This is a genomic window from Nonomuraea sp. B1E8, assembly GCF_039871515.1.
Classification (GTDB): Bacteria; Actinomycetota; Actinomycetes; order Streptosporangiales; family Streptosporangiaceae; genus Nonomuraea.
Genome location: NZ_JBDPLS010000009.1, coordinates 371,668 through 397,584, shown reverse-complemented (window position 1 = coordinate 397,584; position 25,917 = coordinate 371,668). Strand labels below are relative to the sequence as shown.

General features: G+C 72.9%; 30 protein-coding genes and 1 riboswitch. Of the genes, 19 read left to right on the top strand and 11 right to left on the bottom strand.

From position 1 onward, the window contains the following. Positions 1-67: 67 nt before the first annotated feature. Genes ABGA98_RS29380 through ABGA98_RS29370 form a run of 3 tightly spaced genes read left to right on the top strand, consistent with a single transcriptional unit; the run spans position 68 to position 2,620 of the window. Positions 68-808 (top strand): LytTR family DNA-binding domain-containing protein, encoded by a 741-nt coding sequence (locus ABGA98_RS29380; protein WP_347621633.1) that lies wholly within the window; start codon positions 68-70, stop codon positions 806-808. Between the two features lie 22 nt (positions 809-830). Continuing rightward, entirely contained in the window at positions 831-1,130 is a 300-nt protein-coding gene (locus tag ABGA98_RS29375; RefSeq protein WP_347621632.1) for a hypothetical protein, read from the top strand. Beyond that, positions 1,127-2,620, top strand: a complete 1,494-nt coding sequence (locus ABGA98_RS29370; RefSeq protein WP_347621631.1) for a cation acetate symporter — start codon at positions 1,127-1,129, stop codon at positions 2,618-2,620. Before ABGA98_RS29375 ends, ABGA98_RS29370 begins: the two co-directional genes overlap by 4 nt. Before the next feature lie 430 nt (positions 2,621-3,050). On the opposite strand, the gene ABGA98_RS29365 is transcribed toward ABGA98_RS29370, so the two are convergent. Then, complete coding sequence (locus ABGA98_RS29365) at positions 3,051-3,890, bottom strand: deoxyribonuclease IV (protein WP_347621630.1); 840 nt, start codon at positions 3,888-3,890, stop codon at positions 3,051-3,053. Positions 3,891-4,125: 235 nt separating this feature from the next. On the opposite strand from ABGA98_RS29365, the gene ABGA98_RS29360 reads away from it, so the two are divergent. From ABGA98_RS29360 to ABGA98_RS29330, 7 genes are all read left to right on the top strand, one after another. Further along, a complete protein-coding gene (locus ABGA98_RS29360; RefSeq protein WP_347621629.1) occupies positions 4,126-5,067 on the top strand; it encodes an NADP-dependent oxidoreductase in 942 nt (313 codons plus the stop codon). 108 nt (positions 5,068-5,175) lie between these two features. Continuing rightward, the gene (gene uraD, locus ABGA98_RS29355; protein ID WP_347621628.1) at positions 5,176-5,685 is read left to right on the top strand and encodes a 2-oxo-4-hydroxy-4-carboxy-5-ureidoimidazoline decarboxylase; all 510 of its coding nucleotides are present in this window, start codon (positions 5,176-5,178) and stop codon (positions 5,683-5,685) included. Then, a complete protein-coding gene (uraH, locus tag ABGA98_RS29350) occupies positions 5,682-5,981 on the top strand; it encodes a hydroxyisourate hydrolase (RefSeq protein WP_347621627.1) in 300 nt (99 codons plus the stop codon). The genes uraD and uraH overlap by 4 nt, the downstream gene beginning before the upstream one ends. Next, positions 5,982-6,842 (top strand): factor-independent urate hydroxylase, encoded by an 861-nt coding sequence (pucL, locus tag ABGA98_RS29345; protein WP_347621626.1) that lies wholly within the window; start codon positions 5,982-5,984, stop codon positions 6,840-6,842. A 6-nt stretch (positions 6,843-6,848) separates the two neighbouring features. Further along, entirely contained in the window at positions 6,849-7,709 is an 861-nt protein-coding gene (locus ABGA98_RS29340) for an FAD binding domain-containing protein (RefSeq protein WP_347621625.1), read from the top strand. Next, positions 7,709-8,179, top strand: a complete 471-nt coding sequence (locus ABGA98_RS29335) for a (2Fe-2S)-binding protein (RefSeq protein WP_347621624.1) — start codon at positions 7,709-7,711, stop codon at positions 8,177-8,179. The genes ABGA98_RS29340 and ABGA98_RS29335 overlap by 1 nt, the downstream gene beginning before the upstream one ends. 41 nt (positions 8,180-8,220) lie before the next feature. Next, complete coding sequence (locus ABGA98_RS29330; protein WP_347621664.1) at positions 8,221-9,600, top strand: 8-oxoguanine deaminase; 1,380 nt, start codon at positions 8,221-8,223, stop codon at positions 9,598-9,600. On the opposite strand, the gene ABGA98_RS29325 is transcribed toward ABGA98_RS29330, so the two are convergent. Then, on the bottom strand, positions 9,590-10,111 hold the full coding sequence (locus ABGA98_RS29325) for a GNAT family N-acetyltransferase (RefSeq protein ID WP_347621623.1): 522 nt from the start codon (positions 10,109-10,111) through the stop codon (positions 9,590-9,592). The genes ABGA98_RS29330 and ABGA98_RS29325 overlap by 11 nt on opposite strands. Before the next feature lie 78 nt (positions 10,112-10,189). Here ABGA98_RS29325 and ABGA98_RS29320 point away from each other — a divergent pair, with 78 nt between their 5' ends. From ABGA98_RS29320 to alc, 4 genes are all read left to right on the top strand, one after another. Then, positions 10,190-10,402, top strand: a complete 213-nt coding sequence (locus ABGA98_RS29320) for an EF-hand domain-containing protein (protein WP_347621622.1) — start codon at positions 10,190-10,192, stop codon at positions 10,400-10,402. A gap of 132 nt (positions 10,403-10,534) precedes the next feature. Then, positions 10,535-11,779, top strand: a complete 1,245-nt coding sequence (locus ABGA98_RS29315) for a glycerate kinase (RefSeq protein WP_347621621.1) — start codon at positions 10,535-10,537, stop codon at positions 11,777-11,779. Then, complete coding sequence (gene allB, locus ABGA98_RS29310; protein WP_347621620.1) at positions 11,776-13,086, top strand: allantoinase AllB; 1,311 nt, start codon at positions 11,776-11,778, stop codon at positions 13,084-13,086. The genes ABGA98_RS29315 and allB overlap by 4 nt, the downstream gene beginning before the upstream one ends. Further along, entirely contained in the window at positions 13,087-14,076 is a 990-nt protein-coding gene (gene alc / locus ABGA98_RS29305) for an allantoicase (protein ID WP_347621619.1), read from the top strand. 71 nt (positions 14,077-14,147) lie between these two features. Here alc and pknB read toward each other — a convergent pair whose 3' ends face one another. The 4 genes from pknB to thiO all read right to left on the bottom strand — a co-directional run bounded on the left by pknB (position 14,148) and on the right by thiO (position 18,455). Continuing rightward, positions 14,148-16,052 carry a Stk1 family PASTA domain-containing Ser/Thr kinase gene (gene pknB, locus ABGA98_RS29300; protein ID WP_347621618.1) on the bottom strand — a complete coding sequence of 635 codons (1,905 nt, stop codon included), beginning with the start codon at positions 16,050-16,052 and terminating at the stop codon, positions 14,148-14,150. Positions 16,053-16,373: 321 nt separating this feature from the next. Next, positions 16,374-17,129 (bottom strand): thiazole synthase, encoded by a 756-nt coding sequence (locus ABGA98_RS29295; protein ID WP_347621617.1) that lies wholly within the window; start codon positions 17,127-17,129, stop codon positions 16,374-16,376. Next, positions 17,122-17,322 carry a sulfur carrier protein ThiS gene (gene thiS, locus ABGA98_RS29290; RefSeq protein WP_132510617.1) on the bottom strand — a complete coding sequence of 67 codons (201 nt, stop codon included), beginning with the start codon at positions 17,320-17,322 and terminating at the stop codon, positions 17,122-17,124. Before thiS ends, ABGA98_RS29295 begins: the two co-directional genes overlap by 8 nt. After that, positions 17,319-18,455 (bottom strand): glycine oxidase ThiO, encoded by a 1,137-nt coding sequence (gene thiO / locus ABGA98_RS29285; RefSeq protein ID WP_347621616.1) that lies wholly within the window; start codon positions 18,453-18,455, stop codon positions 17,319-17,321. The genes thiS and thiO overlap by 4 nt, the downstream gene beginning before the upstream one ends. Next, a riboswitch (TPP riboswitch) is annotated at positions 18,445-18,561 on the bottom strand. Its footprint overlaps the gene before it by 11 nt. 59 nt (positions 18,562-18,620) lie before the next feature. Here thiO and ABGA98_RS29280 point away from each other — a divergent pair. Genes ABGA98_RS29280 through thiE form a run of 3 tightly spaced genes read left to right on the top strand, consistent with a single transcriptional unit; the run spans position 18,621 to position 20,805 of the window. Then, positions 18,621-19,784 (top strand): FAD-dependent oxidoreductase, encoded by a 1,164-nt coding sequence (locus ABGA98_RS29280; RefSeq protein WP_347621615.1) that lies wholly within the window; start codon positions 18,621-18,623, stop codon positions 19,782-19,784. Between the two features lie 30 nt (positions 19,785-19,814). Further along, positions 19,815-20,189, top strand: coding sequence for an Rv2175c family DNA-binding protein (locus ABGA98_RS29275; RefSeq protein ID WP_132510611.1), 375 nt, complete (start codon positions 19,815-19,817; stop codon positions 20,187-20,189). Beyond that, complete coding sequence (thiE, locus tag ABGA98_RS29270; RefSeq protein WP_347621614.1) at positions 20,167-20,805, top strand: thiamine phosphate synthase; 639 nt, start codon at positions 20,167-20,169, stop codon at positions 20,803-20,805. Before ABGA98_RS29275 ends, thiE begins: the two co-directional genes overlap by 23 nt. 41 nt (positions 20,806-20,846) lie before the next feature. Here the strand turns inward: thiE and ABGA98_RS29265 are convergent, their stop codons facing one another. Next, complete coding sequence (locus ABGA98_RS29265) at positions 20,847-21,914, bottom strand: polyprenyl synthetase family protein (RefSeq protein ID WP_347621613.1); 1,068 nt, start codon at positions 21,912-21,914, stop codon at positions 20,847-20,849. Between the two features lie 91 nt (positions 21,915-22,005). Here ABGA98_RS29265 and metF point away from each other — a divergent pair, with 91 nt between their 5' ends. Then, positions 22,006-22,926, top strand: coding sequence for a methylenetetrahydrofolate reductase [NAD(P)H] (metF, locus tag ABGA98_RS29260; RefSeq protein WP_347621612.1), 921 nt, complete (start codon positions 22,006-22,008; stop codon positions 22,924-22,926). 405 nt (positions 22,927-23,331) lie between these two features. Here metF and ABGA98_RS29255 read toward each other — a convergent pair whose 3' ends face one another. Beyond that, positions 23,332-23,640 (bottom strand): GNAT family N-acetyltransferase, encoded by a 309-nt coding sequence (locus ABGA98_RS29255; RefSeq protein ID WP_347621611.1) that lies wholly within the window; start codon positions 23,638-23,640, stop codon positions 23,332-23,334. A gap of 274 nt (positions 23,641-23,914) precedes the next feature. Beyond that, entirely contained in the window at positions 23,915-24,391 is a 477-nt protein-coding gene (locus ABGA98_RS29250) for a YbaK/EbsC family protein (protein WP_347621610.1), read from the bottom strand. 194 nt (positions 24,392-24,585) lie between these two features. Between ABGA98_RS29250 and ABGA98_RS29245 the strand changes: the two genes are divergently transcribed. Continuing rightward, entirely contained in the window at positions 24,586-25,323 is a 738-nt protein-coding gene (locus ABGA98_RS29245; protein ID WP_347621609.1) for a L,D-transpeptidase family protein, read from the top strand. Positions 25,324-25,356: 33 nt separating this feature from the next. Here ABGA98_RS29245 and ABGA98_RS29240 read toward each other — a convergent pair whose 3' ends face one another. Continuing rightward, on the bottom strand, positions 25,357-25,728 hold the full coding sequence (locus ABGA98_RS29240) for a hypothetical protein (RefSeq protein WP_347621608.1): 372 nt from the start codon (positions 25,726-25,728) through the stop codon (positions 25,357-25,359). Beyond that, positions 25,725-25,892 (bottom strand): hypothetical protein, encoded by a 168-nt coding sequence (locus tag ABGA98_RS29235; protein WP_347621607.1) that lies wholly within the window; start codon positions 25,890-25,892, stop codon positions 25,725-25,727. The genes ABGA98_RS29240 and ABGA98_RS29235 overlap by 4 nt, the downstream gene beginning before the upstream one ends. Positions 25,893-25,917: the final 25 nt, after the last annotated feature.

Sequence of the window (25,917 nt, the reverse complement as noted above, 5' to 3'; positions counted from 1 at the left end):
GTCAATTCATTACGCTAAGCTGGCTTGCCCCTTGTGGCCTCTGCTTTTCTGCGGCAGCGTGGTGGACATGCTGAGAGTTCTGGCCGTCGACGACGAAGTGCCGGCTCTGGAGGAGCTCGCCTACTTGTTGCGCCAGGACGACCGGATCGAGCAGGTCACGACCGCGGCCGACGGCGTCACGGCGCTGCAGGACATGGTGCAGATGATCGGCGCGGGCGAGCGGCTCGACGGCGTCTTCCTCGACATCCGGATGCCCGGGCTCGACGGGCTCGACCTCGCCCGGCTCGTCGGCGGCTTCCCCAGCCCGCCCCGGCTGGTCTTCGTGACGGCCCACGAGGAGTGCGCGGTGCAGGCGTTCGAGCTGGAGGCGGTCGACTACCTGCTGAAGCCGGTCAGGGCCGAGCGGCTGGCCGAGGCGGTGCGCAGGCTGGAGGCCGCCACCTCGCCCGCCGCCGAGCCGGGCCAGGACGACGTCATCCCCGTCGAGCTGGGCGGGCGCACCCGCTTCGTGCCCCAGCAGGCCGTCCGGTTCGCCGAGGCCAAGGGCGACTACGTGCGCCTGCACACCGTCGACGGCAGCTATCTCGTGCGCATGTCGCTGGCCGCACTGGAACGGCGCTGGTCGGAGGCCGGGTTCATCCGCATCCACCGCAGCACGCTGGTGTCGGCCAAGCACGTCAGCGAGCTCAGGTTCGAGGGCGGGCGGGTGTCGCTCACCGTCGGCACCGAGACGCTGCAGGTCAGCAGGCGGCACAGCCGCCAGGTCCGCGAACAGCTCGTACGCCAGCACAGGGGCGTGATCTCGTGACGGTCGGCGGAGGAGTGGTCCGGTGACGGCGGAGCGCCGTGTCGTCGTCTCGCGCCGGCCGGTCGCCCTCGGTCGCGGCAGGCGGCGCGTCGATGAGCACGGCAGGCAGGTCCCGCCCGACCTGCCGGCCATCGTGGGGCGCCAGTTACGGCAGGCCATGCTGACGGTGGCCGCCGTCGCCGGAGTGCTGGCGGGCGTCCCCGTCATCGCCATGTGGGTGCCCGCCCCCGAGGTCTGGGTGGCGCTCTCGCTGGCCGCCCAGGCCGCCTGGGTGGGGCTGGCCGTGGTGCAACTGAGACGGGCGGAGCGGCTGGAGAAATGACCGTCGCGGTGCTCACCGGGGTCGCCTTCGTCGTCGTACTGGGCGTGATGGTGGGCGCCGCGCGGCCGCGCCGCTCCAGCGGCCTGGCCGACTTCCACGTGGCGGCCAGGGAGGTGCCGCCCTGGTGGAACGGCGCCGCGATCTCCTCCGAGGTCACCTCGGCGGCGGCCTGTCTCGGCACCGCGGGGCTCATCGCCACTCATGGCGGGCCGATGTTGTGGTACCCGGTCGGGGCCGCCGCCGGGTTCGTCGTCATCCTGGCCCTGGTCGTGGCGCCGCTGCGGCGCTCGGGAACGTACACGCTGCCCGACTTCGCCGGATGGCGGCTCCGCTCGGCCCGGCTGCGCCCGTTCACCACCTGTTTCCTCCTGGTCATCGGGCTGGCGTTCATGGTCGCCCAGCTGCACGCCGCCGGGATCGTGGTGCGGTTGCTGACCGGGCTGCCGCCGTGGCTGGGCTGGGCGGCCGTCGGGGCGGCGACGCTGGGCGTGGCGGTCGCGGGCGGCCTGGGGAGCGTGACGAGCCTGCAGGCCTCGCAGTTCTGGCTGAAGCTGGTCGTCTTCCTGGGCGTCGGGGTCATCTGCTGGTGGATGTCGGGCGCGCGGCCGATCACCCTGTTCGAGGGCTCCTACCGGGCCGGGGTCGCCGGGCTGGCCGGAGCCGGTGACCCGTCGCTGCCCGGGGTGCTGGCGGTGCTGCTGGCGTGCGCGCTGGGCACGATGGGGCTGCCGCACGTGATCGTCCGCGTCTACACCAACAGGGACGCCCGCGCGGCCAGGCGGTCGATCGTGGCGGCGCAGGTGATGCTGGCGGTGTTCGGCGTCGTCCCGCCGTTGTACGGGGTGCTGGGGCACCGGCACGCCCGTGACGCGACGGCGGACGAGATCGTGCTCCTGCTGCCCGCCAGGATGTTGCCCGGGGCCGCCGGAGAGGCGCTCACCGGGGTGCTGGCCGCCGGGGCGTTCGCGGCGCTGCTCGCGACCATGGTGGGCGTGCTGGTGGCCGTCGGGGGCGCGGTGTCGTCGTGCGTGCCGACGGCGGGCGCGCGTTCCTTCCGTGCCGCCGTGACCGCGGTGCTGCTGGCGGCGCTTGCCCTGACCGCGGTCAGCACCCCGCGGGAGTCGGTGGCGCTGGTGGTGGTCGGCTTCACCCTCTCCGCCGCCACGTTCTGCCCGATGCTGGTCCTCGGCATCTGGTGGCGGCGGCTGACGGACGCGGGGGTGGCGGCGGGGTTCGCCGTGGGAGGGGGCGTGACCGCCGTGCTCGTGCTGAGCGAGCAGGCGGGCGGGCGCGCGGGGGAGCCGGCGTCCTATCCCGCGCTGGTCGCGGTGCCGGTGGCGTTCGCGGCCATGGTCATGATGTCCCTGGTCACGCCGGGCCGGGTGCCGAGCGGGGTGGGGTGGATGATGGCCAGGATGCACGTGCCCGAGCCGGGTGCGGGCCCCCCAGACTGCCGCTCATCGCAGCCGGGTGACCGCTCGTCGCATTAGCACTCTCCGTATGGCGATGACTACAGACCGTTCGACGAGCTGCCCGTAAACGGGGTTTCGCCCGCATGATCGCGACCGTAGTGTTTCGGCATCGGATAGCCACCCCGGCGCATCGGGGGGACGGGCCGCAGGGCTCACAGCAGATCTGATGCGCCGGATTCACCGGCGACCGCGCAGGTCGCCGCGGCGGCCGGGCCCTGACCGGGGGGTAGGGCCCGCCACGCCGTTCCGTGAGGGGGCGCCCGCTGAGGCCGCGAGAGCCGGCCCCGCGATCCGGGCCACGGGGGCTCCGGATCACGCGAGCGGGCGTCCCTGTCACGTTCTGTGGCCCGGTTACGGTTGTGTCCGGCCGTCACCGGTGGCCGCCGCACCCCGCGCGACGGGGCACGCCCTGCCGGTGCCGGCTCGCGTACGCGCCGCGGTGCGGCGCTCAGCCGTCGCGGAGCTGCTTGAGCAGGGCGATGTCCTCGGCGTGCTTGGGCGCCTTGCCCGGCGTCTCGATGCAGATCGGCACGCCCGCCACCGCCGGGTGCCGCATCAGCTCGGCGAACGGCCGCGCGCCGATGAGCCCGGCGCCGATGTTCTCGTGGCGGTCCTTCTTGGCGCCGCAGGCGTCCTTCGAGTCGTTGGCGTGGATCAGCTTGAGCCGCCCGGGAGCGATCGTGTGCAGGGCGTCGAACGTCTCCCGCACCCCGCCCTCGGCCGCGAGGTCGTGACCGGCGGCGAAGGCGTGGCAGGTGTCGAGGCAGATGCCGGCCCGCGGATGCCAGTCGAGGGCCGCGAGGTAGGGCTCGATGTCCTGGACGGTGGCGCACAGCATGGCGCCCTGGCCCGCCATCGGCTCCAGCAGCAGGTCGGGCCCGCCGTCGGGGATCTCGTCGAGCAGCGGCAGCAGGTTTTCCCGGGTCTGGCGCAGCGCGTCGTCGCGGGGCTGCGTCACGGCCGAACCCGTGTGCACCACGACCCCCTTGGCGCCGGTCGCCACGCCGCGGCGCAGCGTGTGGCGCACGATCGCGATGGAGTTGGCCAGCGTCTCGGGACTGGGCGAGCCGAAGTTGACGAGATAGGGCACGTGGATGAACGTGTCGACGCCCGACTCCGCCAGCTGGGCGTCCTGCTCGGGCTTGCCCTCGGTGAGCGCCCACCCGCGCGGGTTGGTGACGAACACCTGGATCATCTCGGCGCCGATCTCCGCCATGTATGTCAGGCCGCCCGTCGCGAGGCCGCCCGTCACGGACACGTGTCCGCCGATCAGGGATTTCAGGGTCATGATGACCGCCAGTGTAGGCGCTGTGGCGGACACTTACCGTACGCCAGCGCGCCGGCCCGGTCAGGAGGCCGGTGAGGTGGCCCGGTGAGGCGGCCGGTGAGGCGGCCCGGTGAGGTGGCCCGGTGAGGCGGCCCGCACAAAGGTTGCTCCAAGAGGCCGGCCTGTCCCCTTTGGCGGGCACGCGGGCGGGTAACGCCTCTTTCGTTCGCCAACGCAGGCCAGACGGGGAGAGCCCATGCGTGCCATCGCCATTTCCGCCTTCGGAGCCCGGCCGGAGCTCGTCGAGCTGCCAGAGCCCGTGCCAGAATCCGGCGAGCTGCTGGTCCGCCTGCGGGCCGCGGCCTACAATCCGGTCGACACGAAGATCGCGAGCGGCGCCATGGCGGGGTTGTCGCCCAGGTTCCCGCTCATCATGGGGCAGGACGCCGCCGGCGTCGTGGAGGCCGTCGGCGCCGAGGTCACCGCGTACCGGCCCGGTGACGAGGTCTACGGACGCTTCAGCGACCCCGCCCGCGGCCTCGGCGGCTACGCCGAGTACGGCGTGGTGGCCCAGGACGGGCCCGTCGCCCGCATGCCCAAGGGCCTGCTGCCCGAGCAGGCCGCGGCCGTGCCCACGGCGAGCGCGACCGCGTACGCCCTGGTCGAGACGGCTGAACTGGCCGAGGGCCAGACCGTGCTGATCGTCGGAGCGACGGGCGGCGTGGGCCAGGCGGCCACCCAGCTCGCCGCCCTGCGCCGCGCGTACGTCATCGCCACCGCCGCGCCGGACGCGGAGGACCTCATGCGGGACCTGGGCGCCAACGAGACGGTCGACCACACCGGGGGAGACGTGCCCGGGCAGGTGCTCGCCGCCTGGCCCGGCGGGATCGACGCGGTGTTCGACCTGGTCACCCCGGCCGGCGCCGTCGACGCCATGGCGGGCGTGCTGCGCCCCGGCGGCGTGATCTGCAGCGTCATCCACGCGCTCGACCCTGACGCCCTGGCCGCGAGAGGGCTGCGCGGCGTCAACGTGGTCAACCGGGTCACCCCGGAGGTCCTGACGCGTCTGGCCGAGCTGATCGACGGCGGCGAGCTGCGCGTGCGGGTCGAGTCGCTGGTGCCGCTGGAGCGGGCGCCGGCCGCGCTGCGCGACATCGCCGCAGGCCACGCCAGGGGCAAGACCGTGATCACGATCTGACCCTGACCCGGGACTTGGAGCATGACACAAAAGTCCCGGCCATCGGGGCGGCCGGTTCGGAGTTCTCGCGGATGGACCGGGCACGTAGCGCATGTGTGTACTTCAGACATGCCCGACACGCTCACCGCGCTCGACGCCTTCAACGCACGGCCGCCCGACGAGGCCGAGCGCGCCCTGCTCGCCTGCTGCGCCTGCCGCGCCTTCGCCGCGAAGGTCGCGGCGCTGCGACCGTACCGCGGCCTCGGCGAGCTGCTCGCCGCCGCGGATGCGGCCGTGCGGGACCTGGAGTGGTCCGGCGTGCTGGAGGCGCTGAGCGCGCACCCGAGGATCGGCGAGCGGGCGGCCGGCACCGGCGCGGAGGCGGCCTGGTCGCGGCAGGAGCAGTCAGGGGTCGACGACGCGTCGCGCGCGGCCCTGGCGGAGGGCAACCGGGCCTACGAGGAGCGTTTCGGGCACGTCTACCTCGTCTGCGCCACCGGTCTCGACGGCGCCGAGTTGCTGGCCAGGCTCACGTCCCGGCTGCGCAACGACGAGGCGACCGAGCGCGACGTCGTACGCGCCGAGCTGGCCGCGATCACGCGGGTGCGGCTGCGCAAGCTCATCGAGGAGGGGAGATGAGCTTCTCCACGCACGTGCTGAACGCGGTCACCGGGCTGCCCGCCGAGGGCGTCCGCGTACGCCTGGAGCACGACGGAAGCGTCCTGGCCGAGGGGCGGACCGACGCCGACGGCCGGATCAGGGGCTGGGAGCCGAGGACCGGCGTGCACCGCGTCGTCTTCGACACCGGCGGCTACCTGCCCGAGACGTTCTATCCCGAGGTCGTCGTCACCTTCACCGTGACCGATCCCGGCCGGCACCACCACGTGCCCCTGCTGCTCAGCCCGTACGCCTACTCCACCTACCGAGGGAGTTAGATGGCCGTCAAGCTCGGGCCCAACCGCTACGGCAAGGCGGAGACGCGGCTCGTCCACGTCGTCAAGGACGGCCCCGTGCACCACGTCAAGGACGTCAACGTCAGCACGTCCCTGTCGGGCGACATGGAGGCCGTCCACCTGACCGGCGACAACGCCGCCGTGCTGCCGACCGACACGCAGAAGAACACCGTGTACGCGCTCGCGAGGAAACACGGCGTCGGCCAGATCGAGGAGTTCGCCCTCCTGCTGGCCGGGCACTTCGCCGGGTCGCAACCCTCGATCCACCACGCCAGGGTGGAGATCGAGGAGTACGCCTGGCGTCGCGAGGGGCCGCACTCGTTCGCGCGCGAGGGCGGCGAGGTGCGCACCTGCGTCGTCCACCGCGACCGCGACGGCCGCGCCACCGTGGTGTCCGGGCTCAAGGACCTTGTGCTGCTCAACTCGACGGGGTCGGAGTTCCACGGCTACATCGCCGACGAGTACACCACGCTGCCGCCCGCCACCGACCGTGTCCTCGCCACCGCCGTCGAGGCACGGTGGCGGCACGCCGGCGACACCCCCTCCTACGGCTCGTCGTACGAGCGGGTGCGGCGATGCCTGGTCGAGGCGTTCGCGGACACGCACAGCCGGTCGCTGCAGCAGACCCTCTACGCCATGGGCGAGCGGGCGCTGACCACCTGCGAGGAGATCTGCGAGGTCAGGCTGGCCCTGCCGAACAAGCACCACTTCGCCGTCGACCTGTCGCCCTTCGGCCTGGACAACGACAACGAGGTCTTCTTCGCCGCCGACCGCCCGTACGGCCTGATCGAGGGCAGCGTGCTGCGGGAGGACGCGCCCGACGCCGGATTCGCCTGGGAGTAGACACCGATGGACTTCTTGCGCCCCACGACGTGGGAGGAGGCGCTGGCCGCCAAGGCGGACCGGCCCGACGCGGTGCCCATCCAGGGCGGCACCGACGTGATGGTCGAGCTCAACTTCGACGTGCGCAGGCCCGCCGCGCTGCTCGACCTCGGCCAGGTGGCCGAGCTGCGCGCGTGGGGCATGGAGGGCGGCGCCTGCCGGGTCGGGGCGGGGGTGCCGTACACGACGATCATCGAGGAGCTGGGCGGGCCGCTGCCGGGGCTCGCGCAGGCCTCGCGCACGGTCGGCTCGCCGCAGATCCGCAACCGCGGATCCGTCGGCGGCAACCTCGGCGCGGCCTCTCCCGCGGGCGACAGCCATCCGCCGCTGCTCGCCGCCGACGCGGTGGTCGAGGTGGAGTCGCGGGACCGGGGCGTCAGGATGATCCCCGCCACCGCGTTCTACGTCGGGGTCAAGCGCAGCGCGCTCGAACCGGACGAGCTCATCAGGGCCGTGCACGTCAGGCCCGCCACGGGGCCCCAGTACTTCTCCAAGGTCGGCACCCGCAACGCCATGGTGATCGCGGTGTGCTCGTTCGCGGTCGCGCTGCGCCCCGAGGAGCGGCGGGTCGGCACGGGGCTCGGGTCGGCGGCGCCCACGCCGCGGCGGGCGTACGAGGCCGAGGAGCTGCTGGCGCGGGAGCTCGACTGGCAGGCGCCGCTCGACCCGGCGCTGCTCAGGAGGTTCGGCGAGCTGTGCGCGGCCGCGGCCGCGCCGATCGACGACGTCCGCGGCACCGCCGCCTACCGCGTGCACGCCATCGGTGTGATGGCCCGCCGCACGCTCACCTGGGCCTGGAACGACCATCTGGGAAGGAGGGCCGCCTGATGCGCGTCACCTTCACCGTCAACGGCCGCGAGGAGAGCGCCGACAACGTGTGGGAGGGAGAGAGCCTGCTGTACGTGCTGCGCGAGCGTCTCGGCCTGCCCGGCTCCAAGAACGCCTGCGAGCAGGGCGAATGCGGCTCGTGCACGGTCTATCTCGACGGCGTGCCGGTCTGCTCCTGCCTGGTCGCCGCCGGCCAGGCCGAGGGGCGGCGGGTGCGCACGGTCGAGGGGCTGGCCGAGGGGGACCGGCTCGACCCGGTGCAGGAGGCGTTCGCGGAGTGCGGCGCGGTGCAGTGCGGCTTCTGCACGCCGGGGTTGATCGTGCAGGCGCACGACCTGATCGCGCGCGTGGAGCGGCCGTCGGACGCGGAGATCAGGGAGGCGCTGGCGGGCAACCTCTGCCGGTGCACGGGCTACGAGAAGATCCTCGACGCGGTACGGCTGGCCGCGCGGCGAAAGGCGGCCACGTGAACGGCCCGCGCACCGGCCCGGCGTCCGAACCCGTCATCCTGATCGAGAACGTGCACGTCGCGCCCGTCACCGGCCCCGAGATCCCCTCCGGATACATCAGGATCGAGGGGGATCGCATCGCCGCGCTGGGCGCCGGGCCCGCGCCCGCCGCCCCGGGGGCGACCCGGATCGACGGCTCCGGCTGCCTGGCCACGCCCGGCCTGGTCAACACCCACCACCATCTCTACCAGTGGGCCTCGCAAGGGCTCGCGCAGGACGCCACGCTGTTCGAGTGGCTGGTCGCGCTCTATCCGGTGTGGGCCGCCATGGACGCCGAGGTGGTCAAGGGGGCCGCCGCCGCCGGGCTGGGCTGGCTGGCGCTGTCGGGCTGCACCACCTCCAGCGACCACCACTACCTCTTCCCCAAGGGGAGGGGCGACCTGTTCGCGGCGGGCGTCGAGGCCGCCCGCGAGATCGGCCTCAGGTTCCACCCGGCGCGCGGCTCCATGGACATGGGCGAGTCGAAGGGCGGGCTGCCACCGGACGTCGTGGTCGAGGAGCTCGACGAGGTCCTGACCGCCACGGCCGAGGCCGTCGACGCCCACCACGACCCGTCGTTCTCCTCGATGGTGCGGGTCGCGGTGGGGCCGTGCTCGCCGTTCTCGGCCAGTGCCGGGCTGATGACGGAGTCGGCGGCGCTGGCCAGGTCCAAGGGCGTTCGCCTGCACACCCACATCGCCGAGACCCTCGACGAGGACGAGCACTGCCTGGAGCAGTTCGGGGCGCGGCCCGTCGACTACATGGAGAAGCTGGGCTGGCTCGGGCCCGACGTGTGGTTCGCGCACACCGTGCACCTGAGCGACTCCGACATCGGCAAGCTCGCCGCCACCGGCACCGGCTCCGCCCACTGCCCCTCCTCCAACGGCCGGCTCGGGGCGGGCATCGCCCGCGTGTCCGAGATGTTGCGCCGCGGCATGAACGTGGGCCTCGGCGTGGACGGCAGCGCCTCCTCCGAGCTGACCCCGCTGGCCGGGGAGATGCGGCAGGCCCTGCTGTTCCAGCGGGCCCGACACGGTCCCGGGGCGCTCACGGCCCGGCAGGCCCTGGAACTGGCCACCCTGGGCGGAGCCAGCAACCTGGGCCGCGCGGACGAGCTCGGCTCGCTCGAGCCGGGCAAGCTGGCCGACGTCGTCCTGTGGCCGGTCGGGTCCTTCGCCGCGGCGGTCGCCGACCCGGTGTGCGCGCTGGTCTTCGGGCCCGCGCCGCCGCCGGCCCTCGTGCTGGTCGGCGGGCGCACCGTGGTGGCCGGCGGGGAGCTGAAGACCGTCTCCCAGGACGCGGCGGGGCGCGCGGGCGCCGCCGCCCGCCGGCGGCTGGTGCGGCTGGCGGAGGAGCGCGGCGTGCGCCCGGCGAGGCACGTCCACGAAGGCGTCACGGCGTGAGCGGCAGCTCGTAGCGGCTCACGAGGGTGACCGGGCCGTCCGGCTCGCGCAGGCCCGGCGGGCCGCCGACGGCCACGTCCCCGCGGTGGACGAATCCGGCGGACTCGTAGTAGCCGCGCAGCCGCCGGTTCGAGGCCACGCAGTCCAGCCGCAGCCGTGCGCGCCCCTGCCCGCGCGTGGTGTCCGCCGCCCAGCCCAGCACGTGGGCGCCCAGCCCGGCCGCCCATCGGCGTACGGCCATGCGGTGCATGTATCCGGCCGTCCCGTCGTCGTCCCACAGGCCGTCGGACCAGTCCAGCGTGACGGTGGCGGCCACCTCGTCCCCAATGTGGGCCAGCCAGGTCTCGCCCCGCGCGACGGCCGGCTCGATCCACGCCCGCTCGAACCGGTCCGGCCACTGCCGCACCCCCTGCGCGGCGAGCCAGGCGGCGCACTCGTCCAGCACCGCCAGGACCTGATCCTCCTGGCCCTTCTCCGCCCGCCGGTAAACGGGGTTCCATTCGGTTGTCATGGGTCAATGATGACTATGGTGTGGGAGACATCCGGACAACGAGCACCCGTACGAACGAGCATCCGGAAAGGCGGTCCCGTGGCGGCGGAACTCCCAGACGAGCGGCTGGCCCGGCTCAAGAGCACCTTCGCGTCGATCGACACCGACGGCGACGGCTACATCAGCGAGTCCGAGCTCATGCGGCACTTCCCCGACCTGCCGCCCGAGGCCCTCGGGGCGATGAGCCAGGAGGCCGATCTCGACCAGGACGGCCGTTACTCCCTGGAGGAGTTCATCAGAGCGGTTTCTTAGGGACGGTCCGGCACGCGCCCGCCGATCGCCCGGGCAGTGTGTGGGATGAACGGCCCGGGATGTGATGATGAGTCACGCCTTCCTGCCCGCTCGCACCGGGCAGGAAGGCGTGTCAGGCCATTGTTCACCATCATGTGGGAGTTCGTTGTGGTTCAGCCCGTTCTGGTCGCTCCGGACAAGTTCAAGGGGTCGCTGACGGCGGCGGAGGTGGCCTCCCGGGTGTCGGCCGGGCTCGGCGTTCCCACGGTGGAGCTGCCGGTCGCCGACGGCGGCGACGGCACCGTCGACGCCGCCGTGGCCGGCGGCTTCACGCGGGTCACGATCGAGGTGACCGGCCCCACGGGCGAGCGGATCCCCGCCTCGTACGCCTGGCAGGCGGCCGGCACAGCCGTGGTCGAGCTGGCGGAGGCGTCCGGGCTGCGCCGGCTGCCCGGCGGGCGCGAGCCCCTGACCGCCACCAGCTACGGCACGGGCGAGCTGGTCGCCGACGCCGTACGCCGCGGCGCCAAGCGGGTGGTCCTGGGGCTGGGCGGCAGCGCGTGCACCGACGGGGGAGCGGGCATGGTGCAGGCCCTCGGCGCGCGCCTGCTCGACGCCGGCGGCGACGAGCTCCCCCGAGGCGGGGCCGCGCTCAAAGAGCTCGCCCGCATCGACATGTCCGGTTTCCTCGACGTGTCGGGCGTGGAGTTCGTGGTGGCGAGCGACGTGGACAACCCGCTCCTCGGCCCGCACGGCGCCGCCGCCGTCTACGGGCCGCAGAAGGGCGCGACCCCCGACGACGTCAAGATCCTGGAGGGCTCCCTGTCCCGGCTGGCGGCGGTGGCGACCGCCACCCATGGGCTGGTGGGTGCCGTCGAGCGCAGGAGCTCGGGACGAGAGAGCGAGGAACGAGCCGAAGAGGAGCGAAGCGGGCGCGACCATGAGCACGAGCATGACGACACCCCGCGGGCCATGGGAGTGGCCGGAGCGCCGGGGGCGGGCGCGGCCGGCGGGGTGGGGTTCGCGGCGCTGGCGTTCCTGCACGCTGAGCTGCGGCCCGGCATCGACTACCTGCTCGGCCTGCTCGGGTTCGGCGAGCTGGCGGAGAACGCGCGGCTGGTGATCACCGGCGAGGGGTCGCTGGACGGGCAGTCGCTGCGCGGCAAGGCGCCGATCGGCGTGGCCCAGGCCGCGGCCAGGGCGGGGGTCCCCGTCGTCGCCGTCTGCGGCCGCCGTACCCTCTCCGACGCCGAGCTGAAGGCGGCGGGCATCGAGGCCGCCTACGCCCTGACCGACCTGGAGCCCGACGAGGACCGCTGCATGAGCGAGGCCGGCCCGCTGCTCGAACGCCTCGCCGCCCGGCTCGCCGCCGACCATCTCCAGGGAGGCGCCGGATGACCGGGTTCGACCTCGTCGTACGGTCCCGCAGGACCGTCACCCCCGAGGGCGAGCGGGCGGCCGCGGTGGCCGTGCGCGGGGAGAAGATCGTCGCCCTGTACGACCACGCGGCACCGCTCGACGCCGCCGAGGACATCGACCTGCGCGACCTGGCCCTGCTCCCCGGCCTGGTCGACACGCACGTGCACGTCAACGAGCCGGGACGCGCCCACTGGGAGGGGTTCGCCTCGGCGACCCGGGCGGCCGCCGCCGGAGGCGTCACCACGATCCTGGACATGCCGCTCAACTCGCTCCCGCCCACCGTGAACGTCGGGGCCTTCGAGGCCAAGCTGCGTGCAGCCGCCGGCCAGTGCCGGGTGGACGTCGGGTTCTGGGGCGGGGCCGTGCCGGGCAACGTCAAGGACCTGGCGCCGCTGCGCGAGCGCGGGGTGCACGGCTTCAAGTGCTTCATGTCGCCGTCGGGCGTGGAGGAGTTCCCGCCGCTCGGCGTCTCCGAGGCGCGGCAGGCTCTGGAGGAGATCGCCGGGTTCGGCGGGGTGATGGTGGTGCACGCCGAGGATCCGGCGCTGCTCGGCGAGCCGACCGGCCCGACGTACCGGGAGTTCCTGGACTCGCGGCCGGACAAGGCGGAGCGCAGCGCCGTCGAGCAGGTCGTCCGGCTGGCCGGGGAGACCGGGGCCAGGGTGCACATCCTGCACGTCTCCAGCGCCGCCTGCCTGGACGTCCTGGAGGAGGCCCGGGCCCGCGGCGTGGCCGTCACGGCGGAGACCTGCCCGCACTACCTGACGCTGGCCGCCGAGCAGGTGCCCGAGGGGGAGACCGCGTACAAGTGCTGCCCGCCCATCCGCTCGGAGGCCAACCGCGACCTGCTGTGGGACGGCCTGAGGAGGGGCGTGCTGAGCTGTGTCGTGTCCGACCACTCGCCGTCGCCCGCCGAGCTGAAGGCGCCCGACTTCGCCGCCGCCTGGGGCGGCATCGCCTCGCTCCAGCTCGGGCTGCGCGCGGTGTGGACGGAGGCGTCGCGCAGGGGGTTCGGGCTGGCGGATGTGGTCCGCTGGATGTCAGCCAATCCCGCCGCGATGGCTGAAATATCGGGAAAAGGGGGCATCAAGCCGGGCAATGATGCCGATCTGGTGGCCTTCGACCCGGCCGCCACCGGCCCGGTCGACGCCGCCCTCCTGCACCACAGGCACCCCGTCACCCCCTACCACGGCCGCACCCTCAAGGGAGCCGTCCTGACCACCTGGCTGCGCGGCAGGCCGGTGGACGGCGAACCCCGCGGACGGCTTCTGCTGGGAGAGCAGTAGATGTCACACTCCGACACGCCGCCCGGCCCGAACCTGCCCGATCTCGCCCTGCCCGATCTTGCCCTGCCCGATCTTGCTGGGCGCACCCTCGGCGGCTCCGTGGTGGCGGCGAGCGACGAGTCGTTCGCCGAGAAGGAGAGCCTGATCAGGCCGGGCCGTCCGGGCTTCCAGGCCGAGACCTTCGGCAACAAGGGGCAGGTCTACGACGGGTGGGAGACCCGGCGCAGGCGCGAGCCCGGCCACGACTGGGCCCTCGTCCGTCTGGGCGTCCCCGGCGTCATCCGCGCCGTGATGATCGACACGGCCTGGTTCAAGGGCAACTACCCGCCGTACGCCTCCGTCGAGGCCGCCGCCGTCGACGGCCACCCGTCCCCGGACGAGCTGCTGGCCGCCCCATGGACCGCGATCGTGCCGAAGGCCGGGCTGAAGGGCGACGCCGAACACCACTTCCAGGTCGCCGACGAGACCCGCTACACGCACGTCCGCCTGAACATCCACCCCGACGGGGGCGTCGCCCGCCTGCGCGTGCACGGCGAAGCCCGTCCCGACCTGTCCGTCTACGACGGCCTCGGCCTCGACCTGGCCGCCCTGGCGAACGGCGGCCTGGTCACCGCCTGCTCCAACGACTTCTACTCCGCCCCCAACAACGTCATCGCCCCCGGCCTGGCCCGCCACCAGGCGGAGGGCTGGGAGACCGCGCGCCGCCGGGACGAGGGCAACGACTGGCTGGTGATCCGGCTGGCCGGCCGCGGCATCGTCAAGCTGGCCGAGATCGACACCACGAACCTGCTGTTCAACGCGCCCGGCGCGGTCGCGCTCACCGGGATCGACGGGGAGCGCGAGGTCGAGCTGCTGCCCAGGACCAGGCTCCAGCCCGACACACCGCACCGCTTCCGGCTCCACCACCCCGGCCCGGTCACCCACGTCAGGGTCGACATCTATCCGGACGGCGGTCTGGCCAGAGTCCGCCTCCACGGCCACCTGTCCTGACCGTGCCCGGAGCGTGCCGGTGGGCAGGGGTGTGCGCCAGGGCCGGCGGCGACGCGGCGGCCCCGGCGCGCTCACTGCCAGAGGTAGACCGTGCTCCCCGACGGGCGTTCGCTGTTGGGCAGCGGCCGCTGGTATTTCACCACGCCGGCGTTGACCAGCCGCTGCACCCGTACCTGGAAGCCCAGGGCCTGTAACTCGGACCTGGCGTCCCTGAGCTCCTTGCCGAGCACCCCCGGCACCACGCGGAGGTGCCGGTCGTCGCGGCCCTCGCCGTCGCGGCCGCCGAACCAGTCCCAGAAGTCCGTCTGGCACCGCGCCACCGTGATCATGACCTGGGCGCCCTTGTCGACCTCTGCCTTCGCCTTGGGCTCCTGGGCGATGACCGTGCACGGCTCGGCGTCGTCGTCGACCTCGTTGACCTGCACCTGGAAGCCCTGCCCGCTGAGATGGCCGGCGGCCTCGTCCTTCGGCATGCCGCCCACGTCGGGCATGACCAGCCCGGCGCTGACGAAGATGTCGACCTTGGTGCCCTCCTTCACCTTCTCGCCGACCTGCGGCGAGGTGCGGATCACCTTGTCGCGCTCGACCTCCTGGTTGGCCAGGCGTTTGACCGAGTCGACGGTCAGCCCCGCGTCGGCGAGGGCCACGCGGGCGTCGTTGCCGGTCATCCCGGCCACGTTGGGCACGATGACACGCTTGGGACCGAGCGAGGGCACCAGCGTGATCGTGTCGCCGTTGTCGAGCTCGGTCTCGGCCACCGGGTCGGTGCGCAGGACCAGGCCGGCGGCCACCTTCTCGTCGTGCCTGCCGTCGGCCTTGCGGACCACGAGGCCGAGCGCGGCGGCGTTCTTCTCAGCGATCGCCATGTCCTTCCCGACCAGGTCGGGGACGATGACGGGGTCGGACTGCGAGAAGTACCAGCCGGTCAGCCCCACCGCGACCGCCATCACGGCGGCCAGCGTCACCAGGAACCAGTTGGGCCGGAACGCGCGCCGTTGCGGCACCTCCGCCCGCGGCTGGATCAGCGTGTGCCCGGGAGCGGCCTGCGGGCGCGACCCCGCGGCGGAGCCGGGGCCCTGCTGGTGGGCGCGCGGCGGCACCGGGCCGCTCACGGGCTGGCCGGTCGTCCGCGGCAACATGCGGTGCGCGTCGACGGCCGCCACCAGCATCGCGGTGGCGTCCGCGGGACGGTCGCCCGGCTCGCGGGCCGTCGCGTGCGCCACCAGCGTGTCGATCAGCGGCGGCACGTCGTGGACGAACGACGACGGCGCCGGCACGGTGTCATGGACGTGCCGGTAGGCCACCGACATCGGCGTCTCGCCGTCATACGGCTGCTGCCCGGTCACCAGCTCGAACAGCATGATGCCGGCCGCGTAGACGTCGCTGCGCACGTCGGCGCCGCCCGTGGTGACCTGCTCGGGCGACATGTAGCCGATCGTGCCGATCATCACGCCGGTGCGGGTCTGGTTGGTCGCCTCGATGGCCCTGGCCAGACCGAAGTCGACGACCTTGACCCGGCCGTCGTCGGTCATGAGGACGTTTTCCGGCTTCACGTCGCGATGGACCAAACCCGCCTGGTGGGCCGCGCCGAGCGCGGCCAGCACCGGGATCATGATCTCGAGCGCCTCGCGGGCCGGCAGCCGGCCGCGGTCGCGCAGGATGTCGCGCAGCGTCCGGCCGGGCACGTACTCCATCGACAGGTAGACCACGTCGGTGTCGGTGCCCTGGTCGAAAACGTGCACTATGTTGGGGTGGGAGAGACTGGCCACCGACTTGGCCTCGCCGATGAACCTCCGGACGAACGCCGGGTCCTCGGCGAGTGAGCGGTGCATGACCTTCAGCGCGACCGTCCGGTCGAGCCGGATGTCCAGCGCGAGGTAGACGGTCGCCATACCGCCCCGGGCGATCCGGCTCTCGATGCGATAGCGCCCATCGAGGAGCCGCCCGACCAGGGGGTCCGCAGTCGTCGTATCCACCCCGCTGAGTTTACGGGCGTTTTGCCACTGACAGGGCCCGGCCGCCCGAAACCGATGCGGAGACGTTCTCGTTCGTACGCCCTTCGTTCCCGGGAAGCGGACATAGCCTCACCGGCGTCACGCCCTTACCGGTCGGCCGCGCGCCCGCGCCCCCAAGCTCCGGCCGGAGCCAGGAGACCCAGGGGCGAACCGTCCCTTAACCCGCGGCAGCCCGGGCGTGTCGCCCGGGCTGCCGGCGGCGGCTCACGTGCGGTGATCCCGCGCGGTGGGGACCCGGCGACCGTGAACGTCGTCCGCGCGAGCGGTCGCCGTGGGCGAGGGTTACGGGGTCATCGGGGAGGAGGCTTCGGCGTAGCGGCGGCGGGGGATGCGCCCCGCCTGGCGGGCCAGACGCCCGGCCGTCACGGCCTCCCGCATGGCCGTGGCCATGAGGTCGGGCCGCTGCGCCCGGGTGACCGCCGTGGCCAGCAGGACGGCGTCGCAGCCCAGCTCCATCGCCAGGGCCGCGTCGCTGGCCGTGCCGATGCCCGCGTCGAGGATGACCGGCACGGACGCGGCCTCCACGATCAGCTCGATGTTGTGCGGGTTGCGGATGCCCAGCCCGGAGCCGATCGGCGCGCCCAGCGGCATGACGGCCGCGCAGCCCGCCTGCTCCAGGCGCCGCGCCAGCGCCGGGTCGTCGCCGATGTACGGCAGCACCACGAACCCGTCGGCCACCAGCCGCTCGGCCGCGTCGAACGTCTCGATCGGGTCGGGCAGCAGCGTGCGCTCGTCGGCGATGACCTCCAGCTTGACCCAGGGCGTGCCGAGCGCCTCGCGGGCCAGCCGCGCCGTCAGCACGGCCTCGCCCGCGGTGAAGCAGCCCGCGGTGTTGGGGAGCACCTTGATGTCCCGCCTGCGCAGCACGTCGAGGACGGAGCCGCGGGCGTCCGGGTCGAGCCGCCGCATGGCGACCGTGGTCATCTCGGTGCCGGACGCGGCCAGCGCCTGGTCGAGCACCTCGAGCGACGGGGCGCCGCCGGTGCCCATGATGAGCCGGGACGAGAACTTCTCCCCGGCGATGATCAGATCATCCACCTTGCACCGCCGTCAGGACCTCCACGCGGTCGCTGTCGCTGAGCGCCGTCGTCTCCCAGGCGCTGCGCGTGACCACCTCGTCGTTCACGGCCACGGCCACTCCGGTGGTGGCCGCGGTCAACGTGCTCACGGCCTGCGCCACGGTCGTGCCGTCGATCACCTCGTGCGCGGTCCCATTGATCATCACAATCATGAAATTTCCTGAAACCTTCCCGGCGAGCACAGCGCCGCCAGCTCGCCTTCTTCGCCCAGCAGGACGGCCGTCGTCAACGGGGCCAGCAGCACGCCGCCCCGATGGTGCCCGGTGGCCAGCGTGAGCCCGGGCGTGCCGCTCGGGCCGATGACGGGCAGGTTGTCCGGCGTCCCCGGCCGCAGCCCGGCCACCACGTCGGCCACCTCCAGCTCGGTGACGCCCGGCACCAGCTCCCTGGCGTCACGCAGCAGCTCGTAGAGCCCGCCGGCCGTCACCCTGGTGTCGAACCCCATCTCCTCCTGGGTGGCGCCGACGACCAGCTCGCCGTCGCCCCTGGGGACCAGGTAGACGGACGAGCCGTGCACGGTGCCGCGTACGCACCGGCCGAGCAGGGGCTGGGCGGAGCGCAACCGCATGATCTGCCCCTTGACCGGCCGGACCGGCACCCCGGCCAGCCCGGCGCTCCACGCCCCGGCCGCCAGGATCACCCGCTCGGCCCGCAGGTGCCGCGGCACGCCGCCATCGGCCACGGCGGAGGCCGGGACGTCCGGTGGCGCGAGGCGTACCCCTGTGACCCTGCCGCCGTCACGCAGGAGCCCGCTCACGCGCGCCCGCACCAGCGGGACGCCCAGCCGGTCGAGGGCGGCGAGCAGCGCAGCCGTCACGCGGCGCGGATCGACCCAGGAGTCGCCGGGAGCCAGCAGGCCGCCGCGCACGGCGGGGGCCAGCATGGGCTCACGGCGCCGGCACTCGCGCCCGGTCAGCCGCTCGACCGGCAGCTCCAGCTTCTCCATGAACGCGGCCAGCTCGTCCAGCGCCGCCAGGTCGTCGGCGCCGAACGCGACGTCCAGCGTGCCGTTCGTACGGAAGTCGAGCGCGGCCGGCCCGGAGAGCCCGGCGTCCCCGGCCAGCTCGGCGGCGAAGGACGGCCAGCGGCGCAGCGCGGCCATCCCGAGCCGCAGCAGCGGCGCCTCGGTGTAGGTCACCTCGCTGACCGGAGCCAGCATCCCCGCGGCCGCGTGCGAGGCCCCCGAGGCGGGCGCCGGGTCGGCCACGGTGACCGGCCGGCCGGAGCGGGCCAGCCGCCAGGCGACCGACAACCCGACGATCCCGCCGCCTACGATCACGTCCACATGCGCTCCCTTCGCCGGCATGACCCGGATCAGGTGTCTTGCGGTCGAAGGCCCGGTCAAGCCTTCCTCTCAGCCCGGTAACGGCCGGACTCCCGCGCGTCTTTCCCTCACCAGCGTACGGCCTCGGTGTCATGCCCGGACACCGCCCCCGTTATGGTCATGGACGTGAAACACGTCGTCGTCGTCGGAGCAGGACTGGCCGGCCTGCGCACCGTGGAGGCGCTGCGCTCGAAGGGCTTCGCCGGGCGCGTCACCATGGTCGGCAGGGAACGCCACCGCCCTTACGACCGCCCGCCCTTGTCCAAGGCCGTGTTGTCGGGGGAGGCCGACGACAGCTACGTCGGCGCCGACCTGGCCGCGCTCGGCGTCGAGTTCTGGCCCGGCGTCAGCGCCAAGTCGCTGCGCGCGGGGGTCGTGGAGACGACCGAGGGGGAGCTGGGCTACGACGGCCTGGTCATCGCCACCGGAGCCGACCCGATCAGGCTGCCCGGCGACGGTCCCCAGCACGTGCTGCGCACCCTCGACGACGCCCACGAGCTCAGGGCCATGCTCGTCCCCGGCGCCCGCGTCGCGATCATCGGCGCCGGCTGGATCGGCGCCGAGGTCGCCACCGCCGCACGCCGGGCCGGGTGCGCGGTGACGGTGATCGAGGCCGGCCCCGCGCCGCTCGCCACCGCGGTCGGCGCCGAGATCGGCGCGCGCACCGAGGCCTGGTATTCCGGCATCGACCTGCGGCTCGGCGCCATGGTCGACTCCGTGGACGAGGGCGGCGTGCGGTTGGTGGGCGGCGCGTTCGTCGAGGCCCACGTGGTCGTCACCGGCATCGGCGTGCGTCCCGCCGTCGAGTGGCTCGCCGACGCGGACATCGACCTGCACAACGGTGTCGTCACCGACGAGCATCTGCGCGCCTCGTTGCCCGGCGTCGTCGCCGTCGGCGACTGCGCCGCCTGGTGGTCGCGCCGCTGGCGGACCCGGCTCCGCGTCGAACACTGGGACTCCGCGCTCAACGCGCCCGAGGTCGCCGCCGCGACGCTGCTCGGCGAGGACGCCGTCTACGATCCCGTGCCCTACTTCTGGTCGGAGCAGTTCGGGCACATGCTGCAGTACGCCGGCCACCACCCCGCCGGCGAACGTCTTCTCTACCGCGGTGACACGGAGGGTAAATGGTCGGCCGTCTGGCTCACCGCCGACGACGCCCTCGCCGCCGTGCTCGCCGTCGATCGGCCGCGGGAGCTCGTACAGGGCCGCAGAATCATCGCCTCGGGCCAACGCCTCGATGCCAAACGCCTGGTAGATCCCGAAGTGTCCCTACGAGATTGTGTTGTTTGAGCAAGCGCGCCATGTGGTAGTTGTGGTTTCGTGACACTTTCTGTTGCACAGATCGACCGGGAGACCGAGCAGCTCGTCGACGAGTGGCTCACTCTCCCCGAAGTGGCCTCACGCCTCGACCTTCCGCTGGGGCGGGCCAAGCAACTCCTCAAGGACCACAAGCTGCTCGGCGTACGCAGAGGCAGCGGCGGGCCTCAGGTGCCCGCGGTGTTCCTCGACGGAAAAGACGTGATGAAGGGCCTGCCCGGCACGCTGACCGTGTTGCAGGACGCCGGCTACGACGACGTCGAGTCGCTGCGCTGGCTCTTCACCCCGGACGAGTCCCTGCCGGGGTCGCCCATCGAGGCGATCCGGGCCGGCCGTCACACCGAGGTCAAGCGGCGTGCCCAGGCTCTCGCTTTCTGAGGCCCGCCTCTATCTCTGCACCGACGGCCGCCGCGACCGCGGCGACCTGGCAGAGTTCCTCGACTCCGTGCTGGCCGGCGGCGTGGACATCATCCAGCTGCGGGAGAAGGGCTTGGAGGCCCGCGAAGAACTCGCGCTCCTCGAGATCTTCCGCGACGCCTGCGACCGGCACGGCAAACTCCTGGCCGTCAACGACCGGGCGGACATCGCCCACGCCGCCCGGTCCGACGTGCTCCACCTGGGGCAGGACGACCTTCCTGTGACGGTCGCGCGAGAGATACTCGGCGACGACATCGTCATCGGAAGGTCCACCCACTCCGCTGCCGAGGCGTCCGCCGCGGCCGTGGAGCAGGGCGTCGACTATTACTGCTGCGGCCCCATCTGGCCCACCCCGACCAAACCCGGCCGCCCGGCGCCCGGACCGCCGCTGCTCAGGCACGCGGCGGCGCTCGGCACCTCGCGGCCGTGGTTCGGGATAGGCGGCATCGACCTCGACAACCTCGACGAGGTCATGTCGTACGGCGCCGAGCGGGTGGTGGTCGTACGCGCGATCACCGACGCGGACGATCCGGGGGCGGCGGCGGCCGAGTTCGCCAAACGCCTGGCGGCTCCCTGAGCCGAACGCCTGGCGGCTCCTGACTGGCCCGCCCGGCCGCCTCAGGTCTTGCGGGACGTGGCGGCGATGGCGAGCTCGGTCAGGGCGGAGCGGGCCTCGGCCGTCACCGGCGACTCGTCGAGGGCGGACAGCGCCTGCCCCAGATAGTCGCCGATCAGGTCCTCGCACTCCCGCAACGCGCCGGTGTCGTCGATGATCTCCCGCAGCGTCGCCACCCCGGCCTCGTCCAGCTCGGGGTCGCCGAGCAGCCGCCGGACGGTCCGCGCGGCCCCGGGGGACGCGGCCGCCAGCGTGCGGGCCACGAGCATCGTCCGCTTGCCCTCGCGCAGGTCGTCGCCGGCGGGCTTGCCCGTCTGCGCCGGGTCGCCGAACACCCCGAGGATGTCGTCCCTGAGCTGGAAGGCGATCCCCACGCGGGTGCCGTAGCCGGTGCACAGCTCGTCCATCCACGGCGCGCGCTTCTCGCCGGCGAGCACCAGCCCGAGCCGCAGCGGCTGCTCCACCGAGTATTTTCCGCTCTTGAACAGCGCCACCCGCAGCGCCGACTCGAACGTGTTCTCCCCGTTGGCCTGCTCCAGCAGGTCGAGGTACTGGCCGCACATCAGCTCGGTGCGCATGTGGTCGTGCACGGGCTGGGCCGCCTCCAGGGACGCGGGCGGCAGGCCGCTGGTGCGCCACATCTCGCCCGACCAGATGAGCAGCAGGTTGCCGAGCAGGATCGCCGCCCCCTCGCCGAACTGCTGGGCCGACCCCTGCCAGCGGGACTGCTCGTGCATGGACTCGAAGCGGCGGTGCGCGGCCGGCATCCCCCTGCGCAGGTCGCTCTTGTCCATCACGTCGTCGTGGACGAGCGCGCTGGCCTGCAGCAGCTCCAGCGAGGCGGCGGCGGTGAAGATCGCGGGGACGTCGGCGCCGCCCGCGCCGCGCCAGCCCCAGTAGCAGAACGCCGGGCGCAGCCGCTTGCCCCCGGACAGCAGGGCGTCGGCGGCCGTGCGCAGCGGGGCGAAGGCGGCATCGCCCCCGGCCGGCAACTTCCGTTCGACGAACTCTCCGAGGGAGCGCTCCACCTGCGGGCGCAGGACGTCCATGCGGGCGGCGTCAGTGGTCATGACACTGAGACTAATGGCCGGACGCGGGCGTCAGGATCTCCAGGTGCCTCTCGGGCTGCCGGTCCCGCGGCGCCACTGTAGCCTGGTGGCCATGGCGCTTGGTCGACCTTCCTTCTTCCCCGAACGTGTTCCCACCGTCCGCGACATGCTCGCCGGCGGTGGGCGGTCGTTCTCCTTCGAGTTCTTCCCGCCGAAGACCGACGAGGGCGAGCGGTTGTTGTGGCGGGCGATCAGGGAGCTCGAGTCGCTGCGGCCGACGTTCGTGTCGGTGACCTACGGCGCGGGCGGCTCCACCCGCGACCGCACGGTCGACATCGTGGAGCGCATCGCCCACGACACCACGCTCACGCCCGTGGCGCACTTCACGGCGGTCGACCACTCCGTCCGCGAGCTGCGCCACCTCGTGGGGCGCTTCGCCGACGCCGGGGTGCGCAACATCCTGGCCGTCCGGGGCGATCCCCCCGGCGACCCGACGGCCGAGTGGGTGCCGCACCCCGAGGGCGTGCTCTACGCCGAAGACCTGGTGCGGCTGATCAGGCAGGCGGGCGACTTCTGCGTGGGCGTGGCCGCCTTCCCCTACAAGCACCCGCGCTCGCCGTCCATCGAGTCCGACACCGATTACTTCGTCCGCAAGTGCCGGGCGGGTGCCGACTACGCGATCACGCAGATGTTCTTCGAGGCCGACGACTATCTGCGGCTGCGCGACCGGGTGGCGGCCCAGGGCTGTGACACGCCGATCATCCCGTGCATCATGCCGGTGACGCAGATGAGCACGATCGCGCGCTCGGAGCAGCTGTCCGGGGCGCCGTTCCCGCCCCGCCTGGCGGCACGCTTCGAGGCGGTCAAGGACGATCCGGCCGCGGTGCGGCGGCTCGGCATCGAGCACGGGGCCGAGCTGTGCCAGCGGCTGCTCGACGAGGGCGCGCCGGGGATCCACTTCATCACGTTCAACCGCTCCAGCGCCACGCGCGAGGTGTTCCAGAGACTGCCCGGGGTGCAGCTGTCCGCCTGACGCGGCTCTCCGCCCGGCGCGGTCTGTCTTTCGTTACGGCACGGCCGGCGGCACGCCACCCGCCGACCGGGGCCGGCGGCCTCCAGGGAGACGCCCGCTGACCCGCACGGGGCGGGCCGCCGTCACGGCGCGACGTGGGCCGGAGACGTGGTTCGAGGCGTGGGCCGGTCAGCGAGGAGCATGAGGAAGGCCCGCCACCCGCCCGCAGGGGGACCGGGCGGGTGACGGGCGGTGGACCGGTAGCCGGTGAGTAAAGGGGCGGTTACTTTCTGTCATGGATGATGCCCTCGACCATGCCCGGTAAACCCGCGGGTCACGTCGCCATCAAGTTTTTCCTGTCACCGGAGATCGCGGGTCGGGGGAGAGGGCGCTCGGCGGGGTCCGGCGGGGCTTCTTTCGTGAGGGTCAGGGAAGGGGCAGGGGGCGGCCGGCGATCGCGTACTCCTCGTGACCGCCGGGGAAGACGAACCGCGTCAGCAGATCGGTGAAGCCCATGCTGGCGTAGAGGTGCCGGGCGGCCGTCGGCTGGTCGTGCGTGGACAGGACGGCCGAGCGTTCCGGCCGGCCGGCGCACAGTGTCCTGATCATGGCCCGGCCGATGCCCTTGCCCTGGTAGCCGGGGTGGACGTGGATCTCGGCCAGCTCGAACGCGAATCCCAGCCACGCGTTGGCGGCTTCCGGGCCCATCTCGTCACGCAGGGCCCGGAGAACCACGTCGTGCCACCATTGCCCCGGTGCGCCCCGGAAGCCGTACGCGAAACCCACGATTTGGGGTTCCGAAGTGGGTAGCTGCGGGGATGAATCACGCAATTCAGCGAAATAACACTGAAAATGGGGATATGTCCCATGATTTCGCATGATGGTCTTGCGGCCGGCGATCTGGTCAGCGGGAGGGTTCATCGCGGCCGTGTAGATGCCGATCACCGTCTCCAGCCGTTCGGTGAACCCGGCGGGACCCACCCCGCGGAACTCGATCACTTGTCGCACACTACTCGACGTCCACAGGGGTGCCCCCGGTGATCCGCACCAACTCGTCGAACGTGGTCGGGAACACGGTCAGCGGATGGCCGCCGGCCGCCCACACCACCTCGTGCTTGCTCAGCCAGTTGTCCACCAGCGTCGGCACGGGCGCCGGATGCCCGACCGGAGCGACCCCGCCGATCGGCTGGCCGGTGGCGGTCCTGACGAACTCCGGCGACGCCCGGCGTACCCGCTGGACACCCGCCGTGCGGGCGATCAGTTCGACGTCGACCCGGTGCGCACCGCTCGTCAGCACGAGCAGAGGCCCGCCGTCCGCGTCGAAGATCAGGCTGTTGGCGATGGCCCCGACCTCGCACCCGATCTGCGCCGCGGCGGTCGCGGCGGTGGGGGCCTTCTCCGGCAGAACGACGATCTCGCCGGTCACCCCGAGCCGGCGAAGTGCTGATTCCACAATGACGGCATTGGCCGGCAACTTCTCAGACATGGACACACTCTAAACAGGATGACTGCTTGATTACCGATTGATGGTGAGTGGTGTAAGGTCCACTGATCCATTCGTTACCGGGGTGAGAGGTGGTACAGGTGAGGGCTCGACGGCTACCCGGGGTAGCTGCTCTCCTGACGGCCGGCGCCGTCATCGTCTCGGGATGCGGCACGCCGGCGCCGCACCGTACGCACGTGTCGTCACCCGTGCTGGCGCCGGCGACGACCACCACGACACCCGCGACGGCGGGCGGGCCGGCCGCCGCCGTTCCCGCCGCGACGGTCACCGCGCCGGGCAAGACGCTCAAGCTCGGCGCCAAGGGCAAGGCCGTCACCTGGATGCAGGAGCGCCTGACCGAACTGGGCTACCGCCCGGGCAAGGCGGACGGGAAGTACGGCGGCACGACCCTGGCGGCCGTGTGGGCGTTCCAGAAGGTCAACGGCATCAAGCCGACCAGCACCGTCGCCAGGCGCACCTGGGAGGCGCTGGAGACGCCGAGGGCTCCGAGAGTCCTGGCCAGGAACGGCAAGCCGACCCGCGCCGAGGTCGACCTGACCAAGCAGATCATGGTCATGTACGTCAAGGGCGAGGCCGAGCTCATCACCCACGTGTCGTCCGGCAGCGGCATCGCCTACTGCGAGACGGCCATGTGGCAGGGCAAGCAGCAGCGGTTCTGCGGCTCGGCCACGACGCCGACCGGCAACTACCGGACGACCTGGCGCGCGAGCGGGTGGCACAAGTCCTACCTGGGCGAGCTGTACAACCCGATCTTCTTCAACGGTGGCATCGCCTTCCACGGGGCGCTGTCCGTGCCGCTCCACCCGGCCTCGCACGGCTGCGTCCGCATGCCGATGAACGTCGCCGAGGAGCTTCCCGACCTGCTCGGCAAGGGTGTGCCGGTGCACGTGCGGGGCACGTTCAAGCGCGCGTGACACTCCGCCCGCGGCGCTCGCGTGAGCGGCGGCTCAGCGGGCCGGCTCCACGCCTGCCCGCGCCGCGCGCCGGCGGGCCGAGCCCGCCATCGTCATCCCCACCGCCTGCGCCAGCCCGGCCGCGAGCACGATGAGCGGCGTGGCCGCCTGCCAGCCCGGCACTCCCGCGGCGAAGTCGGGGGAGTCGTACAGGCCTGGCAGGCTGCGTACGGGGTTCGTCAGCGCGACGAAGAACACGAGCGCGTACGGGACGATGAGGACGCCCGAGAGCACCATGAGCAGCGTGCGGCCCCGGCCACGCCGCCGCAGCAGCGCGCCGATGACGAGGTAGGCCACCGCCACGACCCCCATGAACAGGGCGATCCACCAGGTCAGCCGCCAGAGGTCGGTGCCCAGCGCCGTCATCTCGCCGGCGTCGAGCGGGCCGCCCTCCCACTCGGGGCCGGTGACCTGCGCCCGCCGCCCGCCCGGATGGCCGCGTGGTTGACGGCCGCGTACGCCGCCGCCAGGAGCGGGCCCAGTGCCAGCAGGGCCAGATCGATGGGCCGCCGCCGGCTGCTCTCCGCCATGCGCTCTCCTCTCCCGCCTCAGCGG